General features: G+C 65.6%; 20 protein-coding genes. 10 read left to right on the top strand and 10 right to left on the bottom strand.

Translation table 11 applies throughout. The features are described 5' to 3' along the window. Positions 1 to 88: 88 nt before the first annotated feature. The gene (gene rarD, locus AO716_RS01775; protein WP_055239243.1) at positions 89 to 1,105 is read left to right on the top strand and encodes an EamA family transporter RarD; all 1,017 of its coding nucleotides are present in this window, start codon (positions 89 to 91) and stop codon (positions 1,103 to 1,105) included. A gap of 84 nt (positions 1,106 to 1,189) precedes the next feature. Here rarD and AO716_RS01770 read toward each other — a convergent pair whose 3' ends face one another. The 4 genes from AO716_RS01770 to AO716_RS01755 all read right to left on the bottom strand — a co-directional run bounded on the left by AO716_RS01770 (position 1,190) and on the right by AO716_RS01755 (position 7,087). Further along, on the bottom strand, positions 1,190 to 2,617 hold the full coding sequence (locus tag AO716_RS01770) for a CAP domain-containing protein (protein WP_055239242.1): 1,428 nt from the start codon (positions 2,615 to 2,617) through the stop codon (positions 1,190 to 1,192). A 658-nt stretch (positions 2,618 to 3,275) separates the two neighbouring features. Beyond that, entirely contained in the window at positions 3,276 to 4,832 is a 1,557-nt protein-coding gene (locus tag AO716_RS01765) for an APC family permease (protein ID WP_055239241.1), read from the bottom strand. Beyond that, entirely contained in the window at positions 4,829 to 5,716 is an 888-nt protein-coding gene (locus AO716_RS01760; protein ID WP_055239240.1) for a universal stress protein, read from the bottom strand. Before AO716_RS01760 ends, AO716_RS01765 begins: the two co-directional genes overlap by 4 nt. A gap of 6 nt (positions 5,717 to 5,722) precedes the next feature. Further along, positions 5,723 to 7,087, bottom strand: coding sequence for a flavin monoamine oxidase family protein (locus AO716_RS01755; RefSeq protein WP_055239239.1), 1,365 nt, complete (start codon positions 7,085 to 7,087; stop codon positions 5,723 to 5,725). A gap of 169 nt (positions 7,088 to 7,256) precedes the next feature. Here AO716_RS01755 and AO716_RS01750 point away from each other — a divergent pair, with 169 nt between their 5' ends. Then, entirely contained in the window at positions 7,257 to 7,913 is a 657-nt protein-coding gene (locus tag AO716_RS01750; RefSeq protein WP_055239238.1) for a TetR/AcrR family transcriptional regulator, read from the top strand. An 80-nt stretch (positions 7,914 to 7,993) separates the two neighbouring features. Here AO716_RS01750 and gabT read toward each other — a convergent pair whose 3' ends face one another. Then, a complete protein-coding gene (gabT, locus tag AO716_RS01745) occupies positions 7,994 to 9,349 on the bottom strand; it encodes a 4-aminobutyrate--2-oxoglutarate transaminase (RefSeq protein WP_055239237.1) in 1,356 nt (451 codons plus the stop codon). A gap of 157 nt (positions 9,350 to 9,506) precedes the next feature. Here gabT and AO716_RS01740 point away from each other — a divergent pair, with 157 nt between their 5' ends. The 3 genes from AO716_RS01740 to AO716_RS01730 all read left to right on the top strand — a co-directional run bounded on the left by AO716_RS01740 (position 9,507) and on the right by AO716_RS01730 (position 12,166). Continuing rightward, entirely contained in the window at positions 9,507 to 10,922 is a 1,416-nt protein-coding gene (locus AO716_RS01740; RefSeq protein ID WP_055239236.1) for a PucR family transcriptional regulator, read from the top strand. 79 nt (positions 10,923 to 11,001) lie between these two features. Beyond that, entirely contained in the window at positions 11,002 to 11,634 is a 633-nt protein-coding gene (locus AO716_RS01735) for a putative glycolipid-binding domain-containing protein (RefSeq protein ID WP_055239235.1), read from the top strand. Between the two features lie 109 nt (positions 11,635 to 11,743). Then, positions 11,744 to 12,166 carry a hypothetical protein gene (locus AO716_RS01730; RefSeq protein WP_055239234.1) on the top strand — a complete coding sequence of 141 codons (423 nt, stop codon included), beginning with the start codon at positions 11,744 to 11,746 and terminating at the stop codon, positions 12,164 to 12,166. A 75-nt stretch (positions 12,167 to 12,241) separates the two neighbouring features. Here AO716_RS01730 and AO716_RS01725 read toward each other — a convergent pair whose 3' ends face one another. The 3 genes from AO716_RS01725 to AO716_RS01715 are packed head-to-tail and all read right to left on the bottom strand — an operon-like array spanning position 12,242 to position 15,421. After that, positions 12,242 to 13,300, bottom strand: coding sequence for a polyprenyl synthetase family protein (locus tag AO716_RS01725; protein WP_055239233.1), 1,059 nt, complete (start codon positions 13,298 to 13,300; stop codon positions 12,242 to 12,244). A gap of 40 nt (positions 13,301 to 13,340) precedes the next feature. Next, positions 13,341 to 14,678, bottom strand: a complete 1,338-nt coding sequence (locus tag AO716_RS01720) for a geranylgeranyl reductase family protein (RefSeq protein ID WP_055239232.1) — start codon at positions 14,676 to 14,678, stop codon at positions 13,341 to 13,343. Next, positions 14,675 to 15,421 carry a demethylmenaquinone methyltransferase gene (locus AO716_RS01715; protein ID WP_055239230.1) on the bottom strand — a complete coding sequence of 249 codons (747 nt, stop codon included), beginning with the start codon at positions 15,419 to 15,421 and terminating at the stop codon, positions 14,675 to 14,677. The genes AO716_RS01720 and AO716_RS01715 overlap by 4 nt, the downstream gene beginning before the upstream one ends. Positions 15,422 to 15,564: 143 nt before the next feature. On the opposite strand from AO716_RS01715, the gene AO716_RS01710 reads away from it, so the two are divergent. The 5 genes from AO716_RS01710 (at position 15,565) to AO716_RS01690 (ending at position 20,366) form a co-directional block, all read left to right on the top strand. Then, the gene (locus AO716_RS01710; RefSeq protein ID WP_055239228.1) at positions 15,565 to 16,884 is read left to right on the top strand and encodes an isochorismate synthase MenF; all 1,320 of its coding nucleotides are present in this window, start codon (positions 15,565 to 15,567) and stop codon (positions 16,882 to 16,884) included. A gap of 100 nt (positions 16,885 to 16,984) precedes the next feature. Next, entirely contained in the window at positions 16,985 to 17,770 is a 786-nt protein-coding gene (locus tag AO716_RS01705; RefSeq protein WP_055239226.1) for a basic amino acid ABC transporter substrate-binding protein, read from the top strand. Between the two features lie 186 nt (positions 17,771 to 17,956). Further along, positions 17,957 to 18,739, top strand: a complete 783-nt coding sequence (locus AO716_RS01700; RefSeq protein ID WP_055239224.1) for a basic amino acid ABC transporter substrate-binding protein — start codon at positions 17,957 to 17,959, stop codon at positions 18,737 to 18,739. A gap of 73 nt (positions 18,740 to 18,812) precedes the next feature. Further along, complete coding sequence (locus AO716_RS01695) at positions 18,813 to 19,598, top strand: amino acid ABC transporter permease (RefSeq protein WP_055239223.1); 786 nt, start codon at positions 18,813 to 18,815, stop codon at positions 19,596 to 19,598. A 6-nt stretch (positions 19,599 to 19,604) separates the two neighbouring features. Then, positions 19,605 to 20,366, top strand: a complete 762-nt coding sequence (locus AO716_RS01690) for an amino acid ABC transporter ATP-binding protein (RefSeq protein WP_055239222.1) — start codon at positions 19,605 to 19,607, stop codon at positions 20,364 to 20,366. 69 nt (positions 20,367 to 20,435) lie between these two features. Here AO716_RS01690 and menD read toward each other — a convergent pair whose 3' ends face one another. Together menD and AO716_RS01680 are read right to left on the bottom strand one after the other, a co-directional pair. After that, positions 20,436 to 22,163: a 2-succinyl-5-enolpyruvyl-6-hydroxy-3-cyclohexene-1-carboxylic-acid synthase gene (gene menD, locus AO716_RS01685; RefSeq protein ID WP_055239220.1), complete on the bottom strand. Its 1,728-nt coding sequence runs from the start codon at positions 22,161 to 22,163 to the stop codon at positions 20,436 to 20,438. 113 nt (positions 22,164 to 22,276) lie between these two features. Further along, a complete protein-coding gene (locus tag AO716_RS01680; protein WP_268753541.1) occupies positions 22,277 to 23,290 on the bottom strand; it encodes an o-succinylbenzoate synthase in 1,014 nt (337 codons plus the stop codon). Positions 23,291 to 23,328: the final 38 nt, after the last annotated feature.

Below are 23,328 nucleotides of genomic sequence, written 5' to 3'. Positions count from 1 at the left end.
CTATTCTAATTGGCACTCACCATCGCGTCTAAACGTCGTGCCCCCGACATACGGGAATACGCCCACGGCGTAGCCGGTTGCACCCCACATGCCCAATGAGCAATCTCCTGCCGGAATGCCGGCCGCGTCCGCCACGCAGTCACCCGGCGGAACCTCCTACGTTTCGTCCAGGCCGGCGGGCGGGACTCCGCCCGATGACAAGCCCAGTACTTCGGGGCTGCTCTTCGGCATCGGCGCCTACGGAATCTGGGGGGTCCTCCCCCTCTATTTCCTGTTGCTGGAACCGGCCGGCCCCGTGGAGATTGTGGCAGCCCGGGTCCTCTTCTCCCTGGTCTTCTGTGCTGCACTGCTCACGGTCATGCGCTCCTGGCGGCTGGTGTTCGCGGCTGCTCGGAACCTGGCCGTAGTAGGCACCCTGACCCTGGCTGCGTTTTTGATCGCCGTCAACTGGCTGGTGTTCGCGTGGGCCGTCCTCAGCGGACACGCCGTAGAAGCCGCCCTGGGTTACTTCATTAACCCGCTCATCTCCGTACTGCTGGGCGTCCTGGTGCTCAAGGAACGCCTTCGGCCGCTTCAGTGGGCCGCGATCGCCGTCGGCTTCATAGCTGTGCTGGTTCTGGCGTTCGGCTACGGAACTGTGCCGTGGGTCGCGCTGGCGCTGGCTTTCAGCTTTGGCCTGTACGGGCTGGTGAAAAAGAACGTGGGCGGCAAGGTGGACGCCGTTTCCAGCCTCACGATTGAAACCGCCGTCCTCACGCCAGTCGCCGCCGCAGTCCTGGTGATCCTTGCCGTCACGGGCTCCGGGACCCTCCTGACCGAGGGGCCGGCCCACTTCTGGCTGCTCGCGGCCTCCGGCATCGCCACCGCGGTTCCGCTGGTGTTTTTCGGTGCCGCAGCACGGCGGCTGCCGCTGAGCACCGTGGGACTGCTGCAGTACCTGGCGCCCATCCTGCAGTTCACGCTAGCGCTGCTGGTCTTCAAGGAGGCCATGCCTGCTGAGCGGTGGGCTGGATTCGGTTTGGTCTGGCTGGCACTGCTGATGCTGAGCATCGACATGCTGGGTTCCCCGCGGCGCGCACGGATCCGCCGCGCGGCAGCTGCCTAGCGGCGCTGGAACCTGCTGCTTAAACGCCGGACGGCGAAGGGAAACCCTTCACCGTCCGGTTTTGTTCGTTATGCCGCTGGCAGCCTAGCTTGCGGCTACGGTCGCGGTTTCAGGCCGCCGGCCCTGGATGCGAAGTGCCAGAAGCACTGCGCCGCCGGCCAGAGCCATCAGCACGCCTGCACCGCCGACGAGCATCTGCGCCGGAGTCACACCGGTTTCCGCCAGCACGGCGGGAGCGGTTCCGGCGCTCTGCCCCGGGGCGCCCAGCACGGTCACTGCCGGCTGGAGCGTGAAGGACTGCCAGCCCGCCAGGGTTCCGTCCATGTCGTAGAGGGCAACCCTGTGGTCTCCGGCTTCGAGATCGGCCGGGATGCTCACCGGGAGTACCCCGGCAGCGTCAACGGTCAGTGTGCCGACCTTGACCGGCGTCGAATGCAGGAACACCTGGTACTGGGTGCCCGGCGTCAGACCTGCAACCACCAGAAGGCTTCCGCTTGCCTTCGCCTCAAACGTGCCCCGGGCTTCCGGGGTCAGGACGGCGGGATCGCTGGTCAGGAGTTCAGCCCGTGAAGCGGCCGGCGCTGGTTCTTCCGCTGGGTCTTCCTGAAGAACGGCGGGTTCTTCCGGTGCCGTGTTTTCATCCACAGCAGGCTCGGACTCAGGCAGCGGCCCGGTTTCCGCGGCAGGCACGTTGTCCGCATCGGGCGCCGTGCCTGCCACCTGTACAGGTGCAGGGGCCGGCTCTGCTTCGGGTGTCGGTTCCGGTTCGGGGGCCGGTGCAGGCTCGGGTTCGGGGGCCGGTGCAGGAGCGGGCTCAGGGGCCGGTGCGGGGGCCGGTGCCGGGGCCGGTGCAGGCTCGGGTTCGGGGGCCGGTGCGGGGGCCGGTGCAGGGGCCGGGGCAGGAGCAGGCTCGGGTGCCGGTGTCGGCGTCGGGTCCGGCTCGGGTGCAGGGACCGGTGTCGGGTCCGGCTCCGGAGCGGGCTCAGGTTCAGGAGCCGGCGGGACCGGTGCGGGCGGAGGGGTTTCGTACTGGCCGAAGTTGACCGTTGCCAGGTACACACCCCTGTTCGGACCTTCAGTAAGCTGCACAACACCGATGCCGAGTTCGGTGTCTGCCGCCCGCAGCATGTTTGCCTTGTGCGGGCCCGAGTTCACCCACCACTGGAATGCCTGGTCCACGCTCATGTTCCAGGCGATGTTCTCTGAGGCATGCTTCGCCCCTGCCGGATACTGTGCTGCGAAGGACGGGTTGTGCAGGAACGTTCCTGCTCCGGACACGCTGGCAGTCTTGGCGGAGTCCAGTGTCCACTGCTGCGCCACGTTGGCAATTCCCTGGTTCCAGGCCAGGGGCTTGAGCGCGTGGACTTGCCGGTAATCGTTGATAAGGGTGTGGAGGCGGGCCGCAGCCGAGCCGTCCAGCGATGTAGCAGACGCTGAAGGCATGGCCACCGCCGTCGCCCCCAGAGCCAGCGCGAGCGCAGCAAAAACGCCCGCGAGTTTCCTCAGTCGCATTTCAATCCTTAGTGCCTCGAGACCCTTGGGGGGGTACCCCCGTGGAGGCCTTCCTTGAGCGCCCGTCCCCAAACGGGCGCGACACGCCGCATGCGTGCGGTGCTTGACACTCAATCTAACCCAACGCCTCATTCTTCACAACGACCCCTCTATTCACACCGACAACAGGCGTCCCGAAATGCCGCGACGTCGGGTCTTATGGCTCTTCCAGGCACCCCAGGACTTCCGTGGAGTCGGGGCTGCTGCCCAGACCGGATATCCCGCGCTTTGGGACTTCCCTGCCGTCTCGGGACAATCCTCCGCGGCGCCACGGCAGGATTGTCCCCCTGCGGCGGGGAAGTCCCAGGCCGGAGGATATCCGCCGCCCAATCCTGGCCCTGGCCGGTTCGCTCCGGTTTGTAGCGCTTCCCACCGAACAAAGCGGAGCGAAAGCCACAAACCGGAGCGATCCCGGGGCGTTCCCGCGGAAACAGCTGCGATCGCCCTCCGCCGGAGGACGGGCCACAACAGCAAGCCGGACCACGTCAGGGCAGACCGAGCCAGACCGGGCCAGCCGGGTCGGCCGGGTCGGCCCATGCCAGCCAGACCGAACTGCGCCGAGCCCGGGCAAGCCGGGAAGGACCCACGCCCGGCCACACGGTCCCGGACAGAAACCGGGCTATACCAAAGGAGCCGATTCGGGCTGGGCAGCGGAAACCGAATCTCCGGTGCGCAGCGTCTCACCGCGGAAGAAGCCCGGGTTGGCTCGGTACATGATGAGCATCAGCACAGCACCGAGGACAATTACGCCCATTCCCAGGACGAACACCAGGCCAACGCCGCCCACGGAGGAGCCGGACCCGTAGTCCGGGTCCATCGAGTCGAAAGCGGTCTTGATGAACATGATGAAGAGGATGACGCCGCCCAGGGCGGGCGCCAGGAACTTCAGCAGGAAGGACCGTGCGCTGGCGAATGCCTCCCGCCGGAAGTACCAGACACAGGCCAGGGCCGTGATGCCGTAGTAGAAGCAGATCATCAGGCCCAGCGCTGTAATGGTGTCCCACAGCGCGTTTTCAGAAAGCAGCCGGGTAATGACGTAGAACCCCGCTGCCGCCACTGCAGCAGCCACCGTGGCATAGCCCGGGGACTTGTGCGCCGGGCTGATCCGCCCGAAGCGCCGGGGCAGGGCGCGGTAGTGGCCCATTGCCAGCAGTGTGCGGGCAGGAGACACGAACGTCGACTGAAGTGAGGCCGCCGAACTGGAGAGGATGGACAGGGACATGAGGATGGCAAAGGGGCCCATGACCGGCGTCGCCAGTACCGCGAAGATGCTCTCCTGGTTGTCCGGGTTGCCGGCACCGAGCTCCCCGTCGCCTACTCCGGCAAAGGAGATGACGGCCAGCGCGATCATCATGTAAATGAGCACGATGACGAACACGGTGGCGGTGGCAGCCCGGCCCGGTGTCCGGTCCGGATCCCTGGTTTCCTCGTTCATGGTCAGGGTTACGTCCCAGCCCCAGTAGACGAAGATTGAGAGGGATACGCCGGCCGCAAATGCGGAGAAGGACTCAACCGCGAACGGATTGAACCAGTCCCAGCTGATCTGCGTGGCGTCGAATGCCGTTCCGCCGGCAACGTGGGCGAAGGCCGCCACCGAGAACCAGGTGAGGACCACCAGCTGGAAGGCCACCAGTACGTACTGCACTGTCTTGGTGGTCTCCACGCCGCGGTAGGAGATCCAGCAGGCTATGGCCACGAAGACCAGGGTTGTTGCGATATTCAGGGGCAGGTTCAAAGTCAGGTCGGCGAGGGAATCGTTGCCTGTGACCTGGGCGAGCATCAGGTAGAAGAAATCGACCGCTACAGCTGCCAGGTTGGAGAGGACAATGATGGTCGCCGCAATCAGTCCCCAGCCGCCCATCCAGCCCACCCATGGACCGAAGGCCCGCGTTGCCCAGGTGAAGGACGTGCCTGAGTCCGGCATGGCGTTGTTCAGCTCCCGGTAGCCAAGCGCCACCAGGATCATGGGAATAAACCCGACCAGGAAGATCGCCGGAAGCTGCACCCCGACCTCTGAAATGGTCGGCCCGAGTCCGGATGTGAGGGTGTAGGCGGGCGCAATGCAGGAAATGCCAATGACGACGGCGCCGATCAGCCCGACCTGTCCTCCCTTCAGCCCTTTGCTGCTCAGCCCGCTTGCGGCGGCTCCGCCCTGTGCCCGGGTGCGTGTCTTCACTGGGTATCTCCTGACTGGGGTGCCTGGCCGTGTGCGGCGCGGGAATAGTTACGCGGGACCACGACCATTGGCACCGGGAGGCTGCGGAGGACTTTGGACGCGGTGGTGCCGAGGAAAAGCTGGTTGCTGCGGGCCAATCGGCTAGAGCCGATGATCAGGACCTCGCCGTCGTCGAATTCAAGGTCGTCGACGGCGTTTTCGATGGTGCGCCCGTGGGCGACAACACCGGTAATGCTGCTCTTTCCCTTGGTAAGTTCCTCAGCCCGCCGGACCCGGTCCGCAACGTGCAGCCGTGCTTCGTCCAGGGCCGCACCGCCGGAGGAGTCCAGCGCCAGCAGGGAGAGCAGGCGCAGCGGCAGGCCCCGGCGGGCAGCTGAATCACAGGCAACCTCCAGGACGTCTTCCGCACCCCGCCGCTCCCCCACCGCACAGGTGATCCGCGTGAGCGGTTCCATCCTGCTGTAGCCGCGGGGAGCAAGGGCCACCGGGACGCCGGCAGCATGCAGCAGCGCGTTGGCAACGCTGCCCACCGTGAAGCGCTTGAACAGCCCGTTGCTTCCTGCGCCGACCACAATGAGGCCGGCGCCGAAGGCTTCGGCCGCTTCGATCAGTCCACGCGCGTCCGAGTCGGCAGTGCGGATGTGCCCCCTTGCCTCGATGTCTTCGGGCACCAGGGCCAGGGCTTCATCCAGCCAGTCCCTGAGCTGCTTGGCCAGGAGGGACGCGTAGGTCCGCTCCGGCGGGTAGACAGCCGTGTAGGGAGACTCTTCGGGGTCAACGATCACCAGGTCCAGGGATGCTCCCTGGCTCCGGGCGATTGCACAGGCCAGGAACAGCGCGTCCCTGCCCCGTTCGGTGGCCGTGTAGCCGACTACGTAACGCACGGCTGATCAGCCCTGGAACCGGGAGATGATGCGTTCGGCGGTCTTCGCGCCCATGCGGACGGCGCCGTCGACGTGCTGGTAGCCCTCGGCTGCAAGATCGGAACAGGACCAGTAGATGGGGCCAACCGGGGTCAGCTGGTCCGGACCGTAGCGGTGCAGGCCGCCCAGGTCATAGCTGGCAGCGTAGGCGCCGCGGGTCCATTCCTCCGAGCCCCAGTCGGATTCGTAGTAAACCTCGGGGGTGAGTGCTTCGTCGCCGAGGTAGCGGGCGATCGATTCGAGGATTGCCTGGCGGCGTTCCTCAGCGGTCAGCTCGAACATGGCGTCGGCCTTTTCATCGGAGACAAAGCCCACCAGGGTGCCGCGGGAATCCCCGTGGTTCGTGTTGTCGTAGACCTCCTGCACCAGTTCGTGGGCGCCGAAGCAGGTGCCGGAAAGACCGGACTCGCGCCAGAACGGCTTCTCGTACACGGCATGGACCTTGATGACCAGGCCCAGAGAGACATGCTGGTGCATCTGATGCTGCCGGCGAGGAAGCGGCGGGTCGTAGGAGACGCGGGAGTAGAGGTTCGGCGGGACTGCCATGATGGCGTAGCGGGCGTGGACGGTGACGCCGTCGGCCTCTGCCGTTACGGAGTGGCCGTCCTCGTTCCAGCGCAGGGTGCGCACCGGCGCGCCGAGAATGACGTCTTCTCCCAGCTCCGCGGCCATCCGCTCGGAGACCTGCTGCATGCCTCCGGCCACGCGGCGGTCCAGAATGAAGTTCTCATCCACCAGGTTGGAGAACGATCCGGCAGAGGAAGCCATCAGCAGCGCCTGCAGGGCGGAGAAGGAATGCGCGGGCTTGGTGAGCATCCCGCCGGCGACGAACAGGCCGATGTTGTTGCAGGCTTCTTCGTCGGAGGACTGTTCACGCAGCCAGGCGGAGAAAGAGATGGTATCCAGTGCCCGGGCGTCGGGGTGTGTCCACGGAGTTGCCGGATCGGTCTTCGCGGTGAGCTCGTCAAGCAGGGTGATGAGCCGTTCCATTTCCCGGGCTGTTGACTCGGCTACGGGGAACATGTCTCCCGAGTAGCGGACGGCGCGGTGGTCCGAGCCGATGTACACGGATTCGCCCTCGCGGTACCGCGGGAAAGTCTCCAGTCCCAGCTCCTCGACCAGTTCGCTGAGCGCTTCCTGGTCAGGGGAGATCCACTGTCCGCCGATTTCGAGGAAGGCACCGTCGATGGTGTCCGACCAGGTGCGGCCGCCTACCCGGTCCCGCGCCTCAAGCACTGCCACGCTCAGGCCTGCGGCCTTGAGTTTCCGTGCCGCAGTGAGGCCGGAGGGGCCTGCGCCGATGATGACAACGTTCCGTTCCAGGGTTTGCACTTTATTCCTCTCTCCAGCGGCCGACCTCCGGCCGCTCAAATGCCACGCCACATAAATGAATAGCGTTCATTTTGTACCGACACTCTAACCGACGCCCGGCTGTGGAGGGAGAGTCTGTGCGAATATTAATTTCCGGCACCGGAAGTGCCGCAGACACCTGGAGGAATGGATGCCGGCAGCACGCACGCGGCGCAGCGCGGGCCGTCCGTCCAAGCGCGTCCTGACAAGGGAGAATATCGCCGCAGCTGCCCTGGAAGTCATCACCGCAGGGGGCTATGAGGGCTTCACCATGTCCTCGCTGGCAGCCAGGCTGCAGGTGGCGCCGTCGGCCCTCTACAACCACGCCTCCTCCAAAGCGGAAGTGCTGCGCTGGATCCAGGACGACCTCATGGCGGAGGTGGATGTGGCCTGCTTCGCCGAACTGCCCTGGAACGACGCCGTGCGGACCTGGGCCCGGTCCTACCGGGCAGTCTTTGCCCGGCACACCCCGCTCATTGCCGTGATTGCCGTCCTGCAGGTCTCCGGCGCTCCGCGCACCCTAGCCATGTACGAAGCGGTCACGGAGGGCTTCCTGCGGGCAGGCTGGAAGCAGGCACAGATCATTCCGGCGATTGTGGCCCTTGAGTCGTTTATCTTCGGATCGGCCTTCGACGCCGTTGCCCCGGAGGACATTTTCGACACCGGTTCACTTGCCGGGGCCAGCCCGCTGTTCACCGCGGCTGTGGCCGCCGCCCCCGGCAGGGAAAGCGGCAAGGCGGCCGAGCAGGCCTTCGAGACCGGACTTGATGCGATGATCCGCGGCTTCGCGGGGTTCTCCCGCGCGTAGGCTTCGCGGGAAAACCGGGACCGGGAAACACCAAAGGGCGGCATCCGGGTGACCGGATACCGCCCTTTGGCCAATAGGAGTTATGCCTGGGCGCGGATGGCTGCTTCCAGCACGTCGAGGCCGTCGGAGAGCAGCTCCTCGCCGATCACCAGCGGAGGCAGCAGGCGGATCACGTTGCCGTAGGTACCGCAGGTGAGGATGATGACGCCCTCGGCCAGGCAGGCGGCGGCGACCGCCTTGGCGGCAGCGGCGTCGGGAGTCTTGGTACCGGGCTTGACCAGCTCGAGGGCAAGCATTGCGCCGCGTCCGCGGACATCGCCGATAACCCCTGTCTCGTCTGCAAGCCTGCGCATCCTGGGAACGGTGATTTCCTCGATGCGGCGGGCGCGCCCGGCGAGATCCTGGGTTTCCATCGTTTCGATCGCTGCCAGTGCCGAGGCACAGGCCACGGGGTTGCCGCCGTAGGTTCCGCCCAGGCCGCCGGGGTGCACTGCATCCAGCAGGTCGGCGCGGCCGGTCACAGCGGAGAGCGGCATGCCGCCGGCAATGCCCTTTGCCATGGTCATAATGTCCGGAACAACACCTTCATGGTCCACGGCGAACCACTCGCCGGTGCGGCAGAAACCGGACTGGACTTCATCAGCGATGAATACGATTCCGTTGGCCTTGGCCCATTCGGCCAGGCGGGGCAGGAAGCCTTCAGCGGGGACAATGAAGCCGCCTTCACCCTGGATCGGCTCGATCAGGATGGCTGCGAGCTGATCCGCGCCGATCTGCTTTTCGATGGCCAGGATGGCACGCTCGGCTGCCTCGGTGCCGGTGATTTCCGGGTTTTCCTCGCGGTACGGGTAGCTCATGGGCATCCGGTAGATCTCGGACGCGAACGGCCCGAAACCGGTCTTGTACGGTGCGGCCTTGGCGGTCAGGCCCATGGTGAGGTTGGTGCGGCCATGGTACGCGTGGTCGAACGCGACGACGGCCTGGCGGCCGGTAGCCGAGCGGGCGATCTTGACGGCGTTTTCAACGGCCTCGGCGCCGGAGTTGAAGAGCACCGTGCGCTTTTCGTGCGTGCCGGGAGTAAGTTCGGCGAGCTTCTCTGCGACGGCAACATAGCCCTCGTACGGGGTGACCATAAAGCAGGTGTGCGTGAAGCGGGAAACCTGTTCCTGCGCGGCTGCAACCACGGCGGGATCGGACGCGCCGACGCTGGTGACAGCAATGCCTGACCCCAGGTCGATGAAGGAGTTACCATCCACATCCTGGATGATGCCGCCGTCGGCATCCTGGACATACACCGGGACGCTGGAGGCAACACCCTTGGCCACGACGGCGGCACGGCGCTCGCTGAGGGCAGCGGACTTGGGTCCGGGGAAGGTCCCGGTGATGTTCCGCTTCTGTTCCAGCCGGAAAGCCGGGGCGGTGGCTGATGTGCTCATTGGTTCATGCCTCTTTCGACGGGGTGGAGTGATGGGAGTTATACGCCGCAGTGATCCAAATTTACGCGGCGGGAGGACTCGATGGGACGGCCATCCGCACAAAGAAGGCGCGAGTTTGCGGTGCAGGCGCCCAACGGAAGCTGCCTATAGTTGTGGGGTGCCTATCTCGCTTACCGATCTGCTTTCTGCCGAAGACCTGGACCTGGTTGTCCGGGGCACTGCCGCCATTGAACCGGTGCCGGTGCAGTGGGTGGCCGTCACCGAACTTGAAAACCCGTCCCCGTTCCTGAGCGGCGGCGAAGTCGTACTCACCACCGGCATGCGTCAGCGCACCGGCGCCGTGCAGCGCAGGTTCGTTGAAAGCGTGCACCGGGCGGGGGCCCTGGCAATCGGGTTCGGCACCGGCCTGAGCCTGGACCGGGTTCCCGGTCCGCTGCTGGAGGAAGCCAACCGGCTGGGCCTGCCGGTCTTCGAAGTCCCCTACCGGACTCCGTTCATTGCCATAGGGAAACTTGTGGCCGATGCACTGTCCTCAGACCATGTGGAGCACCTGCACGAGCTTCTCACCGGACACCAGGTGCTGGCGAAAGCCCTGCTGTCCGGCCAGGGACTGCCGGGGCTGCTTGCAGAACTGGGGTCAATCCTGGAAACGGATGTGGCGCTGCACCAGTTCGGCACCGAGGTCTTTTCCACCGGCGGTGCAGCGGCGGACAGTGAATGGCACCGGGTTCCGATCGCCACCGGGCTGCGGGACCGCTGCACGCTCTCGGTTGCCCGCCCCTTCCGCCAGCCTGACCTAATCGCCTACGCCCAGAGCCTGATCAGTGTGGAGCTGAACAACCAGGCCCGGCGACGGGTTCGGGAACGCGCCGTCAACGGGCAGCTGCTGGATGACATTGTGGCCGGCAAACTCACCGGGCAGGATGCCGACCACAGACTTCGAGCATCCGGGGTCAGCACCGGCCGCCGGCAGCTGACCCTGCTGGTGGAGGCGGCCCCGTCCCAGGCAAAGGCGCTCACCTCGCTTCCACTCCCGGCGGCTTTCGAATCCGCAGTCAGCGCCATCTGCGAGGAACGGCTGGCCGTGCTGGTTCCCGAGGGTAATCCCGCCCAGCTGGCTCCGGCCCTGGGCGCATATCTTCAGGAAGCCGGCATCCCGGCCAAAATTGGCGTCGGCGGGCCCTATACCGAGCCGGCAGGGCTCCGGTGGGGCTACTACGAGGCCAAGGAAGGACTCCTGCGCGGTGCTGCGGTCAATGAGCCTGACCGCCTCAGCCTGGCCTCGCTGCTGATGGGAAGCCGGGATGTTCCGCTTGCCGACCTGGCCGCCGAGGCACTGGACCCGCTGCTGGCCTTCGACCGGACACACGACGCCGAACTGGTGCCAACACTGGAGAAGTACCTGGCCCTGAACGGGTCGGTGGCCAAGGTGGCACAGGAACTCGGCCTGCACCGCAACACCGTCCGGTACCGGCTGACGCAGATCGCTGACCTCTCCGGCTATGACCCTGCGGTCACTGCTGACAGGGTGCATCTCTACCTGGCGCTGAATGTGCGCAGGCTCGCAGGTTGAGTGCGGTGCCGGGCCCGCGGAGAGCGGAACACCCGCGCGCAGTTTGGTCCGGTTTTGAACCGGACTTTAGGCTGTAGGGATGGACTCGCCTGCGCAACCCGCCAAGACCCTTCACTGGGCGGGCATCGATGACCCCGGACGCCGGGATTCAGCGGTCGTTTCCTTCCGCGAAAGCGAACTGGCAGCCAGCGGCACCACCACATGCGACGAGTACTGTGCCACCTGGTCCCTCTCAACGTCTCCGGGGTGGGTAACCCGCCGGCTGCACGTTGAAGTCACCGGCAACGGCTGGTCCCGCACCCTGGAACTTACGCGGTCCGTGGACGGCCGCTGGGATTCGCACGTCACCGCCAGCGGCACAGTTGACCTTCCCGGACCGGGGATCGAGGACCCCCGGTCCCTGGACAATGCCCAGGACTGCGACCTGGGCCTGTGCCCCCTGACAAACACCATGCCCATCCTCCGGCTGGACCTCCTGAACAATGCCGCTCCCCCGGACGAGACCCGGCTGACCATGGCCTTTGTCCAGATGCCGAGCCTGCGGGTAGTTGCCAGCGAACAGGTCTACTCACAGGTCTCTCCCTACCGCGGGGAACGCGGCAGCGCGATCGTCCTGTTCTCCTCGGATTCCGGGGGCTTCACGGCGGAGATCACGGTTGATTCCGACGGCGTGGTGCTGGACTATCCGGGGCTGGCGCACCGTACCGCTTAGCGCCCGGCTGCAGCCCCGCCCGCTGGCCGCCTCCGGCCGGCCGGTCAGGGACTGTCCCTGCCGCGGCTAGGATAGAAGTACGTCCGCCTGCAACGTTGGAGCCCCAGCAATGAGTGAAATGTTCCTCGAAAAGTTCCGTGCCCTGGTCCCGAAGTACCTTGAGGACAACTGGCGGCCCGATGACGGCCTCAGCGCGGATGAACTGGACGACATGCTCGATGAGCATGACTTCCCCATCCCTCTGGTCCTGCGTGAGTTCTACCTTGCCCTGGGCGGCTGCGAAGACCTGATGGAGGCATACCACTTCTTCTGGGACCCCGACGAGCTTGAGGTCGAGGACGGCTTCCTGCTCTTCCTCGAAGACGAGGATGAAAAATTCACCTGGGGTTTCCGGGCCGACCAGCTGGACATTCCGGACCCGATCGTCTGGCGGCGCAACAATGCGCGCGGCGAATGGCAGAGCGAAGAGGGAACCTTCAGCGAGTACGTTTTTGACATGTTCGAGTGGGTTTTCGAGGACGACGAAGACTGATCCGGCAAAACTAAAAGGCTGCCCCGCTGGTTCACCGGGGCAGCCTTTTTTGTTCTTAACCGTTCAGACAAGGACCTATGCTTCGCGCTCCACAACAGCTTCTGCAAACGCCGCCAGGGAAGACTTGACCAGGGATTCGGGCATGGGCGCCAGCGCTGCGACAGCATCGGCTGCCCACTGCCGGGCAACCTCCCAGGCCTCAGCGGTGGCACGGTTGCCCCGGACTGCAGCCACGGCGGCAGCCAGGGCTTCATCGGAACTCAGGTCGGCGTCGACCAGCTCCAGGACCGCGGCAGCTTCGGTGTCCCCGGCAGCAGCGTTGCGGCGCAGCAGGAGTACGGGAAGCGTGGGGACACCTTCCCGCAGGTCCGTTCCCGGAGTCTTCCCCGACTTGTCCTGCAGGCCGGCTACGTCAATCACGTCGTCAGCCAGCTGGAAGGCAACACCGACCTTCTCTCCGTATTCGACCATGATCTCCACGGTCTCCCGGTCTGCGCCGCCAAAAAGCGCACCCAGCTGGCCCGAGGCCGCGATCAGGGAACCGGTCTTCCCCGCGATGACGGAGAGGTAGTGCTCCAGCGGATCCTCGCCGTCGGCCGGGCCGAGAGTCTCGTGCAGCTGTCCCATGACCAGCCGTTCGAAGGTGCGGGCCTGGATCCCCAGGGCCTCGGCCCCAAGGACGGACACCAGTGAGGAGGCGCGCGCAAAGATGAGGTCGCCCGTCAGCACGGCAACTGAGTTGCCCCAGACTTCGTGGGCGGTGGGGGCTCCGCGGCGCACGGGCGCGGAGTCCATCACGTCGTCGTGGTACAGGGTGGCGAGGTGCGTTAGTTCGACGACGACGGCGGCCATCCGCACCTGCTCGTTGCCGGGGTTGGGACCAAGGTGCGAGGCCAGCAGTACCAGCAGCGGGCGGATCCGCTTGCCGCCGGCTTCCATCAGGTGACGGGAGGTTGCGTCCGCGAACGGATCGGAGTTGGCGATGGCTTCGCGCAGCTCATCCTCGATCTTCCCCAGTCCGGCGACAATCGCAGGTCCCAGAACGGGATCCTCGGCGATGGGGGTGAACCCGGGAGGCAGCGCCGTCTCGGCGTCCCCGAGGGCATCCGGGCTGGCATTGGTGGATTCAGTCACTGTTCAAGGCTAACTTCTCGTGGGGACGGGTTGGCAGGGGTCAAACTCTGGCATTGCTGCCCGCGCCCCGGACGGGCTGGGGCGCGCCGTCCTGGTTGGAGGCGGCAGGAACCAGCATTTCCATCAACGCAATCACTCTATCCTCGATCCCGCGGGGTGAGGCGTCCCTGAGGTTGGCCAGCATCCGAACGACGAAGCGCATCAGCACCGGGATGGGCATCCCGGTCCGCAGTGCCAGCTTCATGACAGCCGGTTTGCCGATCAGCCCGGCGAAGATCCGGCCGAGGGTAAAGTGGCTGCCCCACTCGTTCCGGACACGCTCCGCGTAGCCCGCCAGCGCGGCGTCGTACGCTGCCTGCGGGGAGAGGACCCCGGGGGTGCGGCGCGCCTGTTCGGCGGAGACAATGTAGTCCGCCGCGAAGCGTGCGGACTCCATGGCGTAGGAAATGCCTTCTCCGTTGAACGGGCTGACCATCCCGCCGGCGTCGCCGAGCAGGAGCAGTCCGGGAGAGTAGTGCGGGGTCCGGTTGAAACCCATGGGAAGGGCGGCCCCGCGGATCTCGCCGACTTGGTTCTCCGGGGTGAAGCCCCATTCTTCGGGCATGCCGGCGGTCCAGTCCCGCAGCACCTGGCGGTAGTCCAGTTTGCCGAACTCCTTGGAGGAGTTCAGGATGCCCAGGCCCACGTTGGAGGTGCCGTCGCCAACTCCGAAGACCCAGCCGTAGCCGGGCAGCGGGTTGCCGGCAGCGTCAGGAAGCTCCAGCCAGCCTTCCATCCAGTCGTCATTGGTGCGCGGCGAGGTGAAATAGGTGCGCACGGCCACACCCAGCGGGCGGTCATCGCGCTTCTCAATGCCAAGGCTCAGGGCCGTACGGGTGGAGTTGCCGTCGGCAGCCAGGACGATGTCGGCGGTGAACTCGCGTGCCTCGCCGGTCTTGCGGCCGTTTTCATCAAGCACGTTCGCGACGACGCCGCGTACCCTGCCGTCTTCGTCCCTGATGGCTTCGGTGACGCTGTGCCGCTCCAGGATTCTTGCGCCTGCTGAACGGGCGTGCTGCGCCAGCTCCTCATCAAAGCCCAGGCGCGTGCGGACCAGCCCGTAGGAGGGGAAGTCCGCCAGGTCCGGCCAGGGGAGCTCGATTGTCCGTCCCGCGGCGATCAGCCGAAGGCCCTTGTTCCGGCGCCAGCCGTCTGCCTCGTCATGGGGAAGGCCCAGGAGCTGGATTTCGCGGACAGCGCGGGGCGTGAGCCCGTCGCCGCACACCTTTTCACGGGGAAACGCGGTCTTCTCGAGAACCGTTACGTCAATACCCGCAGAGGCGAGGTAGTAGGCGGCGGTGGAGCCGGCCGGGCCGGCACCGACGATGAGGACGCTCACGCTCCGGCGGCCTCCGCCGGCTTATCTGCAGGATTAACTGCAGGATTATCTGCAGGCTTCACTGCACGGTGGATGGCGACGATTCCGCCCGTAAGGTTGCGGTAGGCGACGTCCTCCCAGCCTTGTGCGGCGATCCAGCCCGCGAGTTCGTCCTGGTTCGGCCAGGCGCGGATTGACTCGGCGAGGTAGACGTAGGCGTCCGGGTTGGATGCGACCTTGCGGGCGATCGGAGGCAGCGCGCGCATGAGGTATTCGGTGTACATGGTGCGCCACAAAGGAACAACCGGCGATGAAAACTCGGCAATAACAAGTTTCCCGCCCGGCTTGGTGACCCGCAGCATCTCAGCCAGGGCCTTCTTGGGCTCGTTAACATTGCGCAACCCAAAGGAGATGGTGGTCGCGTCGAAGGAGTTGTCCTCGAACGGCAGGTTGGTGGCGTCACCGGCTACGAAGTCGATGTCCGGGCGGCGGCGTTTGCCAACCTTGAGCATGCCCAGGGAGAAGTCACAGGCGACCACGGAGACACCGGCGTCGGCATAAGGCTCGCTGGAGGTTCCGGTACCGGCCGCAAGGTCCAGCACACGGGAACCGGGACGGGCGCCGACGGCGTCCACCACCAGACGGCGCCAGCGGCGGGTCTGGCCCATGGACAGCACATCGTTGACGATGTCGTACTTGGGAGCCACCTCATCGAACATGGCAGCGACTTCATCGGGGCGTTTTTCCAAAGTTGCGCGCTTCACCCGCTCATTGTCTCAAACAATGTTCCGGCAGCCGAACCGGCCGCAAGGTGTTTGCGTTTGCTCACAAACGCATGTGTTCCCTCCCGCCGGGCCATGGCCTGGATATGGGGCTTGCAGGCAGGCGGAGTAGGGTTGGAGGCATTATGACCTCCCTGCGTTCCCTAACCATCCCATTGAGCGTGCCCTCGGCCGCGATCGGGCTGCTGGAGTATCTGGTCCGCAATGACCAGCTGTGCTGGATCCGCCACGGCGAAGGCCTGGTGGGATTCGGAGAAGTCCTGCGCCACACTTCCACCGGCCCGGACCGGTTTGATTCAGCCCGCCGATGGTGGAACGCAGTCCGCGCCGAAGCCGCCGTCGAGGACGAGGTCCAGGTTCCGGGAAGCGGCCTGGCCGCCTTCGGTTCCTTTGCCTTCTCCAAGCGGTCCCCTTTTCTTTCCCGGGTTGTAGTCCCGGAGATCATCGTCGGCTCGCGGAACGGAACCGCATGGGTCACGCAGACCACGCTCGATCCCGACGCCGTCCTGGACCGGGAGTCGGTGGTAGCTGCCCTGGCCGGCTACCTGGAGGAAATCTCCGCAGATTCACTTTCAGACGGCAATGACACCATCCAGCCCGGTGTGCTCTCCGAGTCCGAATGGAAAAACGCCGTCGCCCGGTCCGTGGCGCACATCGCCGCCGGTGAGCTCAGCAAGATCGTCCTGGCCCGGGACATTGTGGCCAGCCTGTCTTCGCCCGTCGCCACCGCGCAGGTGCTTCGCGAACTGGCACTGCGGTACGAGAGCTGCTGGACGTATTCAGTTGACGGACTCATTGGGTCCACCCCTGAAATGCTGATCAAGGTTGAAGAGGGCAAGGCCCGTGCCCGGGTGCTGGCAGGCACCCTGGACCGTGCCACGGCTCCCCTCGACGATCCGGACTACGCCAAGCGCGTCCTGGCCGGCTCCGAAAAGCAGCAGCACGAACATGCCATCGCCATCGATTCGGTCACCAGCCATCTTGAACCGTTCACGTCTTCGATGACTTCGCACAGCGAACCATTCGTCCTTGAGCTGCCCAACGTCTGGCATCTGGCCTCGGATGTCACCGCGGACCTCCGCGTGGACGGCGGCACTGTCCCAACATCGCTGGACCTGGTTGAAGCCCTCCACCCAACCGCTGCTGTCTGCGGCTACCCGACCAGTGTTGCCGGGGAGCTCATCAGTGAACTTGAACACATGGACCGGGGTCCGTATGCAGGTCCGGTGGGCTGGTTCGACGCCGCCGGCAACGGGGAATGGGGCATCGCGCTGCGCGGTGCCGTGATCGAAGACCCCCAAGCTGTCCGCTTGTTCGCAGGCTGCGGGATCGTTTCGGGTTCCAACCCGGCAGCAGAGCTGGAAGAAACCTGGTCCAAGTTCCGTCCCATGCTTGAGGCCCTGGGACTGGACCGTGCCCGGGTGCTCTCCGGCCAGCCTTCCTGAGCGGCGCGTACAATTTATTCCCGGAGAGCGGCTTTCTGCCGCCTTTTTCCTGCCCCCAACCGGAGCCGAACGCTCCGTCACGACCTAAGGTTCTAAACCAATGCACCACAAAGCACGCAAAGCCGTCGCCGCTGTCCTGGCCGTCGGTGCCCTCAGCCTCGCAGCCTGCGGCTCGGGGTCCGATTCAGCTGATGAGTCCGGTCTGGGACTGGTCAATGACGGCACGCTGACTGTCTGCTCCAACCTGCCGTTCCAGCCTTTTGAATACGTAGATGACAACGGTGAATACGCCGGGTTCGACATGGACCTCTCGCGCGAAATCGCCGCCGGGATGGGCCTGGACTGGGAACTGCAGAACGTCGGCTTCGACGGGCTCCAGAGCGGCACCGTCCTGGCCGCCGGCCAGTGCGACCTGATCGCTGCCGCAGTGACCATCACTCCGGAACGCGCAGACAAGCTCGCCTTCTCCGACCCGTACTACGACTCCCTCCAGTCGCTGCTGGTTCCCGAGGGCTCCTCTGTGCAGTCCCTCGAAGACCTGGCGGGCAAGAAGGTTGGCGTGCAGCAGGGCACCACCGGCGAGTCGTACGCCCGGGAGAACGCCGCCGACGCCGAGATTGTCTCCTACCAGTCCGACGCCGAGCTGTTCCCGGCCCTGCAGGCCGGCAACATCGACGCCGTCCTCCAGGACCTGCCCGTCAACCTGGACCACACGGACGGCGGTGCCTTCACCATCTCCGCGACGTACGAAACGGATGAAGTGTACGGCTTCGCCATGAAGAAGACCGGAAGCGAAGACCTGGTGGCTGCTGTCAACGCAGAGCTGGCAGAGCTGCGCAGCAACGGCAAGTACCAGGAAATCTACGACAAGTACTTCACCGAATAACCCATCTGCTGCTGCATGACGGCGCCGGCCTTGTTCACAGGCCAGCGCCGTCTGTTGTAAAGGGCACGCCCCGCGCTGTGAGCTGCGGCACCCGAAACGTGATGGATGCGTACAATCGAGACTGCTTACCAACAATGTTCGGGACCGCAGGCGGTCCTGCCCGGCACCAAGAGAAGGTACCAATCCATGCCGTACAAAGCACGATCCTCCGTCCTGGCCGCTGCGGCACTGTCCGCACTTGCCCTCTCCGCCTGCGGCGGCGGCAGCGACAGCGCGTCTGATTCGGGAATGAACCTGGTTTCCGATGGGAAACTCACCGTCTGCTCCGACATTCCCTACCCGCCCTTCGAATACGAAGAAAACGGCGAGTACGTGGGCTTCGACATGGACCTCATCAAGGAAATCGCATCCGGCATGGGCCTTGAGGCCTCCATCCAGGACGTCGGTTTTGACGGCCTGCAGGGCGGCACCGTCCTGGCCGCCGGACAGTGCGACCTGGGCGCCAGCGCCATGACCATTACCGAGGAACGCCAGAAGAACCTGACGTTCTCCGATCCCTATTACGATTCGCTGCAGTCCATCCTCGTGCCCGAGGGCTCGGACATCACCGGCATCGAAGACCTCGCCGGCAAGAAGGTTGGGGTCCAGCAGGGCACCACCGGCGAGGCCTACGCCCGGGACAACGCTGCCGACGCCGAGATCATCTCCTACCCCTCGGACGCCGAACTCTTCCCCGCCCTGCAGGCAGGGAACGTCGACGCCGTGCTGCAGGACCTCCCCGTGAACCTGGGCCACACCCAAGAGGGCGCCTTCACCATCGCCGCGAAGTTCGAGACGGACGAATCCTACGGTTTCGCCATGGCGAAGAACGCGAGCGAAGAACTCGTATCCGGCGTGAACGAACAGCTGGCCGCCCTGCGTGACAACGGCAAATACCAGGAAATCTACGACGAGTACTTCACCGAATAACACCGACTGACCCACGGCCGTCCCTGGCACATCCCGCCAGGGACGGCCCTAAACTTCCGCGGAAGGCCTTTACTTGAAACCGTCCACCCGCAGACGCCTCACCCGGGGCATCCTGTACGCCGTCTTCGTCCTGGCAGTTGTTGCCGTAGTCCTGCTCGCCGACTGGCAGGCCATCGGCGTGAACTTCTTCGACCCGGAGGTGGCCCGCGCGGCCTTCCCGACCATCATCACGGTCGCCGTCAAGAACACCGTCGTCTACACGATCATCGCGTTCATCGGCGGCCTGATCCTCGGCCTGATTCTGGCACTGATGAAGCTCTCCCCGGTGGGCCCCTACCGTTGGGCGGCAACGGTCTACATCGAGATCTTCCGCGGCCTGCCCGCCCTGCTGGTGATCTTCGCGATGGCCTTCGCCGTCCCGATCGCTTTCTCCTGGCGTCCGCCCGGAGGCAACGCGGGAGCCGGCCTGATCGCCCTGATCATGGTGTCCGGCGCTTACATTGCCGAGACCATCCGTGCAGGCATTCAGGCCGTACCCGCAGGACAGACCGAAGCGGCCCGCTCGCTGGGCATGGGCCCGGCGTGGACCATGGTCTCCGTGACCCTGCCCCAGGCGTTCCGCATCATCACCCCGCCGCTGACCAATGAGCTGGTGATCCTGATCAAGGACACCTCGCTGCTGTTCATCGCAGGCATGGCGATGCAGGACCGGGAGCTGACCACCTTCGCGCGGGATGCGGTCTCGCAGAACGCCAACTCCACTCCCCTGGTCCTGGCTGCGATCATGTATCTGATCATTACCCTGCCGCTGACACAGCTGGTCGCCAAACTCGAACGCCACAACCAGAGAGGCCGGTAATCCAGCGTGAGCACACCTGTACCTACCCCGTCCGCAGGCACTCCCGCCATTGAAGTCCGGAACCTGCACAAGTCCTTCGGCGACAACGAGGTCCTCAAGGGCATCGACTTCCACGTCAACCAGGGCGAAGTCGTCTGCGTGATCGGTCCGTCCGGTTCCGGCAAGTCCACCCTGCTGCGCTGCGTGAACCGGCTCGAGGAACCGACAACGGGAACCATCCGGGTCGAGGGCACGGACATCACCGATCCGGAGACGGACCTGGATGCCGTCCGCACCCGGATCGGCATGGTATTCCAGCAGTTCAACCTCTTCCCGCACCTGAATGTGCTGCAGAACCTGACCCTGGCCCAGCGCCGTGCCAAGAAGCGCGGCAAGGCCGAGGCTGAGGCGACGGCCATGAAGAACCTGGCAAAGGTTGGCCTGGCCGACCGCGCCAAGGCGTTCCCCGCCCAGCTGTCCGGCGGCCAGCAGCAGCGCGTTGCGATTGCCCGGGCCCTGTCCATGGATCCGGACATGATGCTCTTTGACGAGCCCACTTCCGCACTGGACCCGGAGCTCGTTGGTGACGTCCTGGAAGTCATGCGCCAGCTGGCCCAGGAGGGCATGACCATGATGGTGGTGACCCATGAGATGGGCTTTGCCCGCGAGGTCGGTGACCGCGTGGTATTCATGGACGGCGGCGTGGTTGTGGAGCAGGGTGCACCCGAAACCGTGCTGGGCAATCCGCAGCACGAGCGGACCCGCTCCTTCCTCTCCAAGGTCCTCTAGGACCCGAATTCAGCACAAAGAGCTGCGGCCTGCACCTTCCGGTGCAGGCCGCAGCTGCGTCCGGGTACGTTAGGGAGCTGCAGGAAGGGCGCCGGTCACCGCTTCTTCGATCCGGCGGTGCAGTGCGCGCAGGGCGGACCGCTGTACTTTGACTTCAAGGATGGACCGGCCCCGCACCGGGGCCCGCAGCGCGGTGTCGAGCTCCCCCGCCGTGTCCAGGGCCTGGTGGCGTACTCCGTAACCGGCGGCCAGCGCTCTCAGGTCGGCCCGGTGCGGGGTACCGAAGAAGCGCTCGACGACGTCGCGGTATTCCTCGCGTTCCCCCAGCTCTCCGTGTTCGAGCGTGGTGAAGATGCCCCCGCCGGCGTCGTTGAGCACTACCAGCTGCAGGTCGGGCTCCGCCTCTCCGTCGCCGAGCAGCAGCCCGCCGGCGTCATGCAGGAAGGTGAGGTCCCCCAGCAGCAGCCGGGTCGGAATTCCGTTGGCCAGGGCAATGCCCGACGCCGTGGAGATAGTGCCGTCAATGCCGGCCAGGCCACGGTTTGCATAGACATCCAGCGGGTGCCAGCGCCCCGCGGCCACCAGGTCAACGTCCCGTATGGTGTTGGAGGATCCGAGCACCAGGTTGGCGTCCGAGTTCTCCCAGACCAGCCGGGCCACATGCAGGCCGGACAACTCGCTTTCGGCATCCAGCACGGCGTGGATTGCGGTTTCTGCGGCGGCCGAGGCACGCTGCCACATCTTCAGCCAGCCCGGCGCTCCCCTGCCGGCAAACGCGAGCAGCCCTGAAAGGTCCGTTACGACTTTTTCCGGCCGTTTGCCGGGTGTAAACCAGTTCACGGGACGGGGAACGTAGAGGGCTTTCGCTACGTCCGGGCGGGCCAGCAGGGCGGACACCGGACGGGAAAGCGTGGGCCGGCCAAAGACCACCACGCGTTCAATCTGCGGACCAAGCTCCGCCAGGAGCAGGCGGTAGGCGGTGACTGAGTTGGGGCCAAACCGGGCGTTCGAGGATGGTTCAGCCAGCAGCGGCAGTCCGGCACGCCGGGCAAAGATAGCTGCTATTTCCCCGGCGCCGTCGCCGGCAACAACCACGGTCCGGTGCACGCCGCCCAGATCCGCCAGTGCTCCCGGGGCCGCTTCCTCGGCTGCTGCCAGTGCCTCAACCGGGCCCGCCTCTGCAGCCCCCAAGGCATCCGCCTCCGTGGGAATGAGGGGATCACGGAACTGGAGGTTGATGTGGACGGGACCGTAGGGTGACGGGCCGCCCACTTTCGCGAAGGCCTCTGCGATGGCACCCTGCGGATCCAGGCCTGCTTCAATGTTGGCTTGGGCGGCCGGGAAGCGCCCGAAGATTCCGTCCTGCACCGTGGTCTGGTTGGCGCCGGTACCGTGGAGTTCAGCGGGACGGTCAGCGGAGAGAACCACCAGCGCAATCCCTGCATGGTGCGCTTCCATCACCGCCGGAACCAGTTCACCTACGGCTGTGCCCGACGTCGTTACTACGGCTGCCGGGCGTGCGCCGCCGCGCGCGAGACCCAGGGCAGTAAAGCCGGCAACGCGTTCATCAATGCGGACATGGACCTGGACGAGTCCCTGCGTCTGCGCTTCGGCCAGGGCGTAGGCCAGAGGTGCACTGCGGGAGCCCGGTGCCAGCACCACGTCCCGCACTCCGGCGCGGGCCAGTGCCCGAATGGCAGAGCGGGCCGACTGGAGGGAGCTCAGGCTGTTTCCTGCGCCCTGCCCCGAAGGGCTGGCGGAGGAGTTCTGGCTGGGGGACTTCGAGGATCCGGTCACCTCTCCATCCTAGGGTTCGGCATCCGGAGCGTGCGGTCCGGAAGCGCGAATTGGCTATTGGCCTGCCTGACCCGGCTGACTGTCCGGCACAGTGAGCGCCGGGCGATAGATCCTCAGCGTCCGGTTTCCGGGGCCAAGGCCAGTTTCGAGTACACCCGCTCCAGCCGTTCCAGCCACCACTGCTGCCGGTCCGGGGCGGCCGCGTAACGTTCCAGCAGGTCCGGATTAACTGGTGCGTCGCGCACTGCCAGCGCCCCGCCGTCGGGCAGCAGGGGTTGATCCGAAACGTCACCTTCCATGAGGGAGAGTGTCCCCAGTCCGCAGGCAAACGGAAGTTCAGGCAGGGCTGCGGCCAGCGCAACACCGGCCCGGATGCCCACCGAGGTATCCAGTGCGGAGCTTACGACGGCGGGAAGACCGGCCTCTGCCACTACTTCCAGTGCCCGGGCCACCCCGCCCAGCGGCGACACCTTAACCACCAGCAGATCCGCGGCGTCCTCCCTCGCCACCAGCAAAGGATCCGATTCCTTGCGCACAGACTCATCTGCCGCCACCGGAACCGGGATCTGACGGCGTGCCAGCTCCAGGCGAACCGCGCGCAGGCCGGGAATGTCCGCAGCCGGCTGTTCCGCATATTCGAGGCCGTACTCCGAGAGCAGGGTCAGGGCATGAACGGCCTCCTCCACGCTCCAGCCGCCGTTCGCGTCTACCTTGATCCCCGCGTCCGGAAGCAGCCGCCGCACTTCGGAGACCCGCTCAAGATCGTTGGCCAGTATCTGGCCCCGCTCGGCCACTTTCACCTTCACGGCGGGCACGGCTCCGAACCGGGCCAGGACTTTCTCCACCTGGTCCGCTGCCACTGCGGGGACCGTTGCGTTGACCGGAACGCTGCTGCGGACCGGCTGCGGAAACGGTTCCCAGGCAGATTTGACGGCTGAGGCCAGCCACGGAACCGCTTCGTCGTCGTCATACTCGGGGAAGGGCGAGAACTCTCCCCAGCCAGCGGGTCCCTGCAGCACCAGGGCCTCACGGTGGAGGATTCCGCGAAACTTCACGCGCATGGGAAGGGACACAACGTGCGCCCCGTCACGCAGGACAGGAAGGCCGGGATAAGGATTTGGTTCCACAGTTCCAGCCTAATGGCCTGCACGGCGGCTATTCACAG

This window comes from Arthrobacter sp. Edens01 (assembly GCF_001307035.1).
Taxonomy (GTDB): domain Bacteria; phylum Actinomycetota; class Actinomycetes; order Actinomycetales; family Micrococcaceae; genus Arthrobacter_B.
Note: the sequence above shows the minus strand (reverse complement) of the source record. Positions and strands in the feature narration are given on the sequence as shown.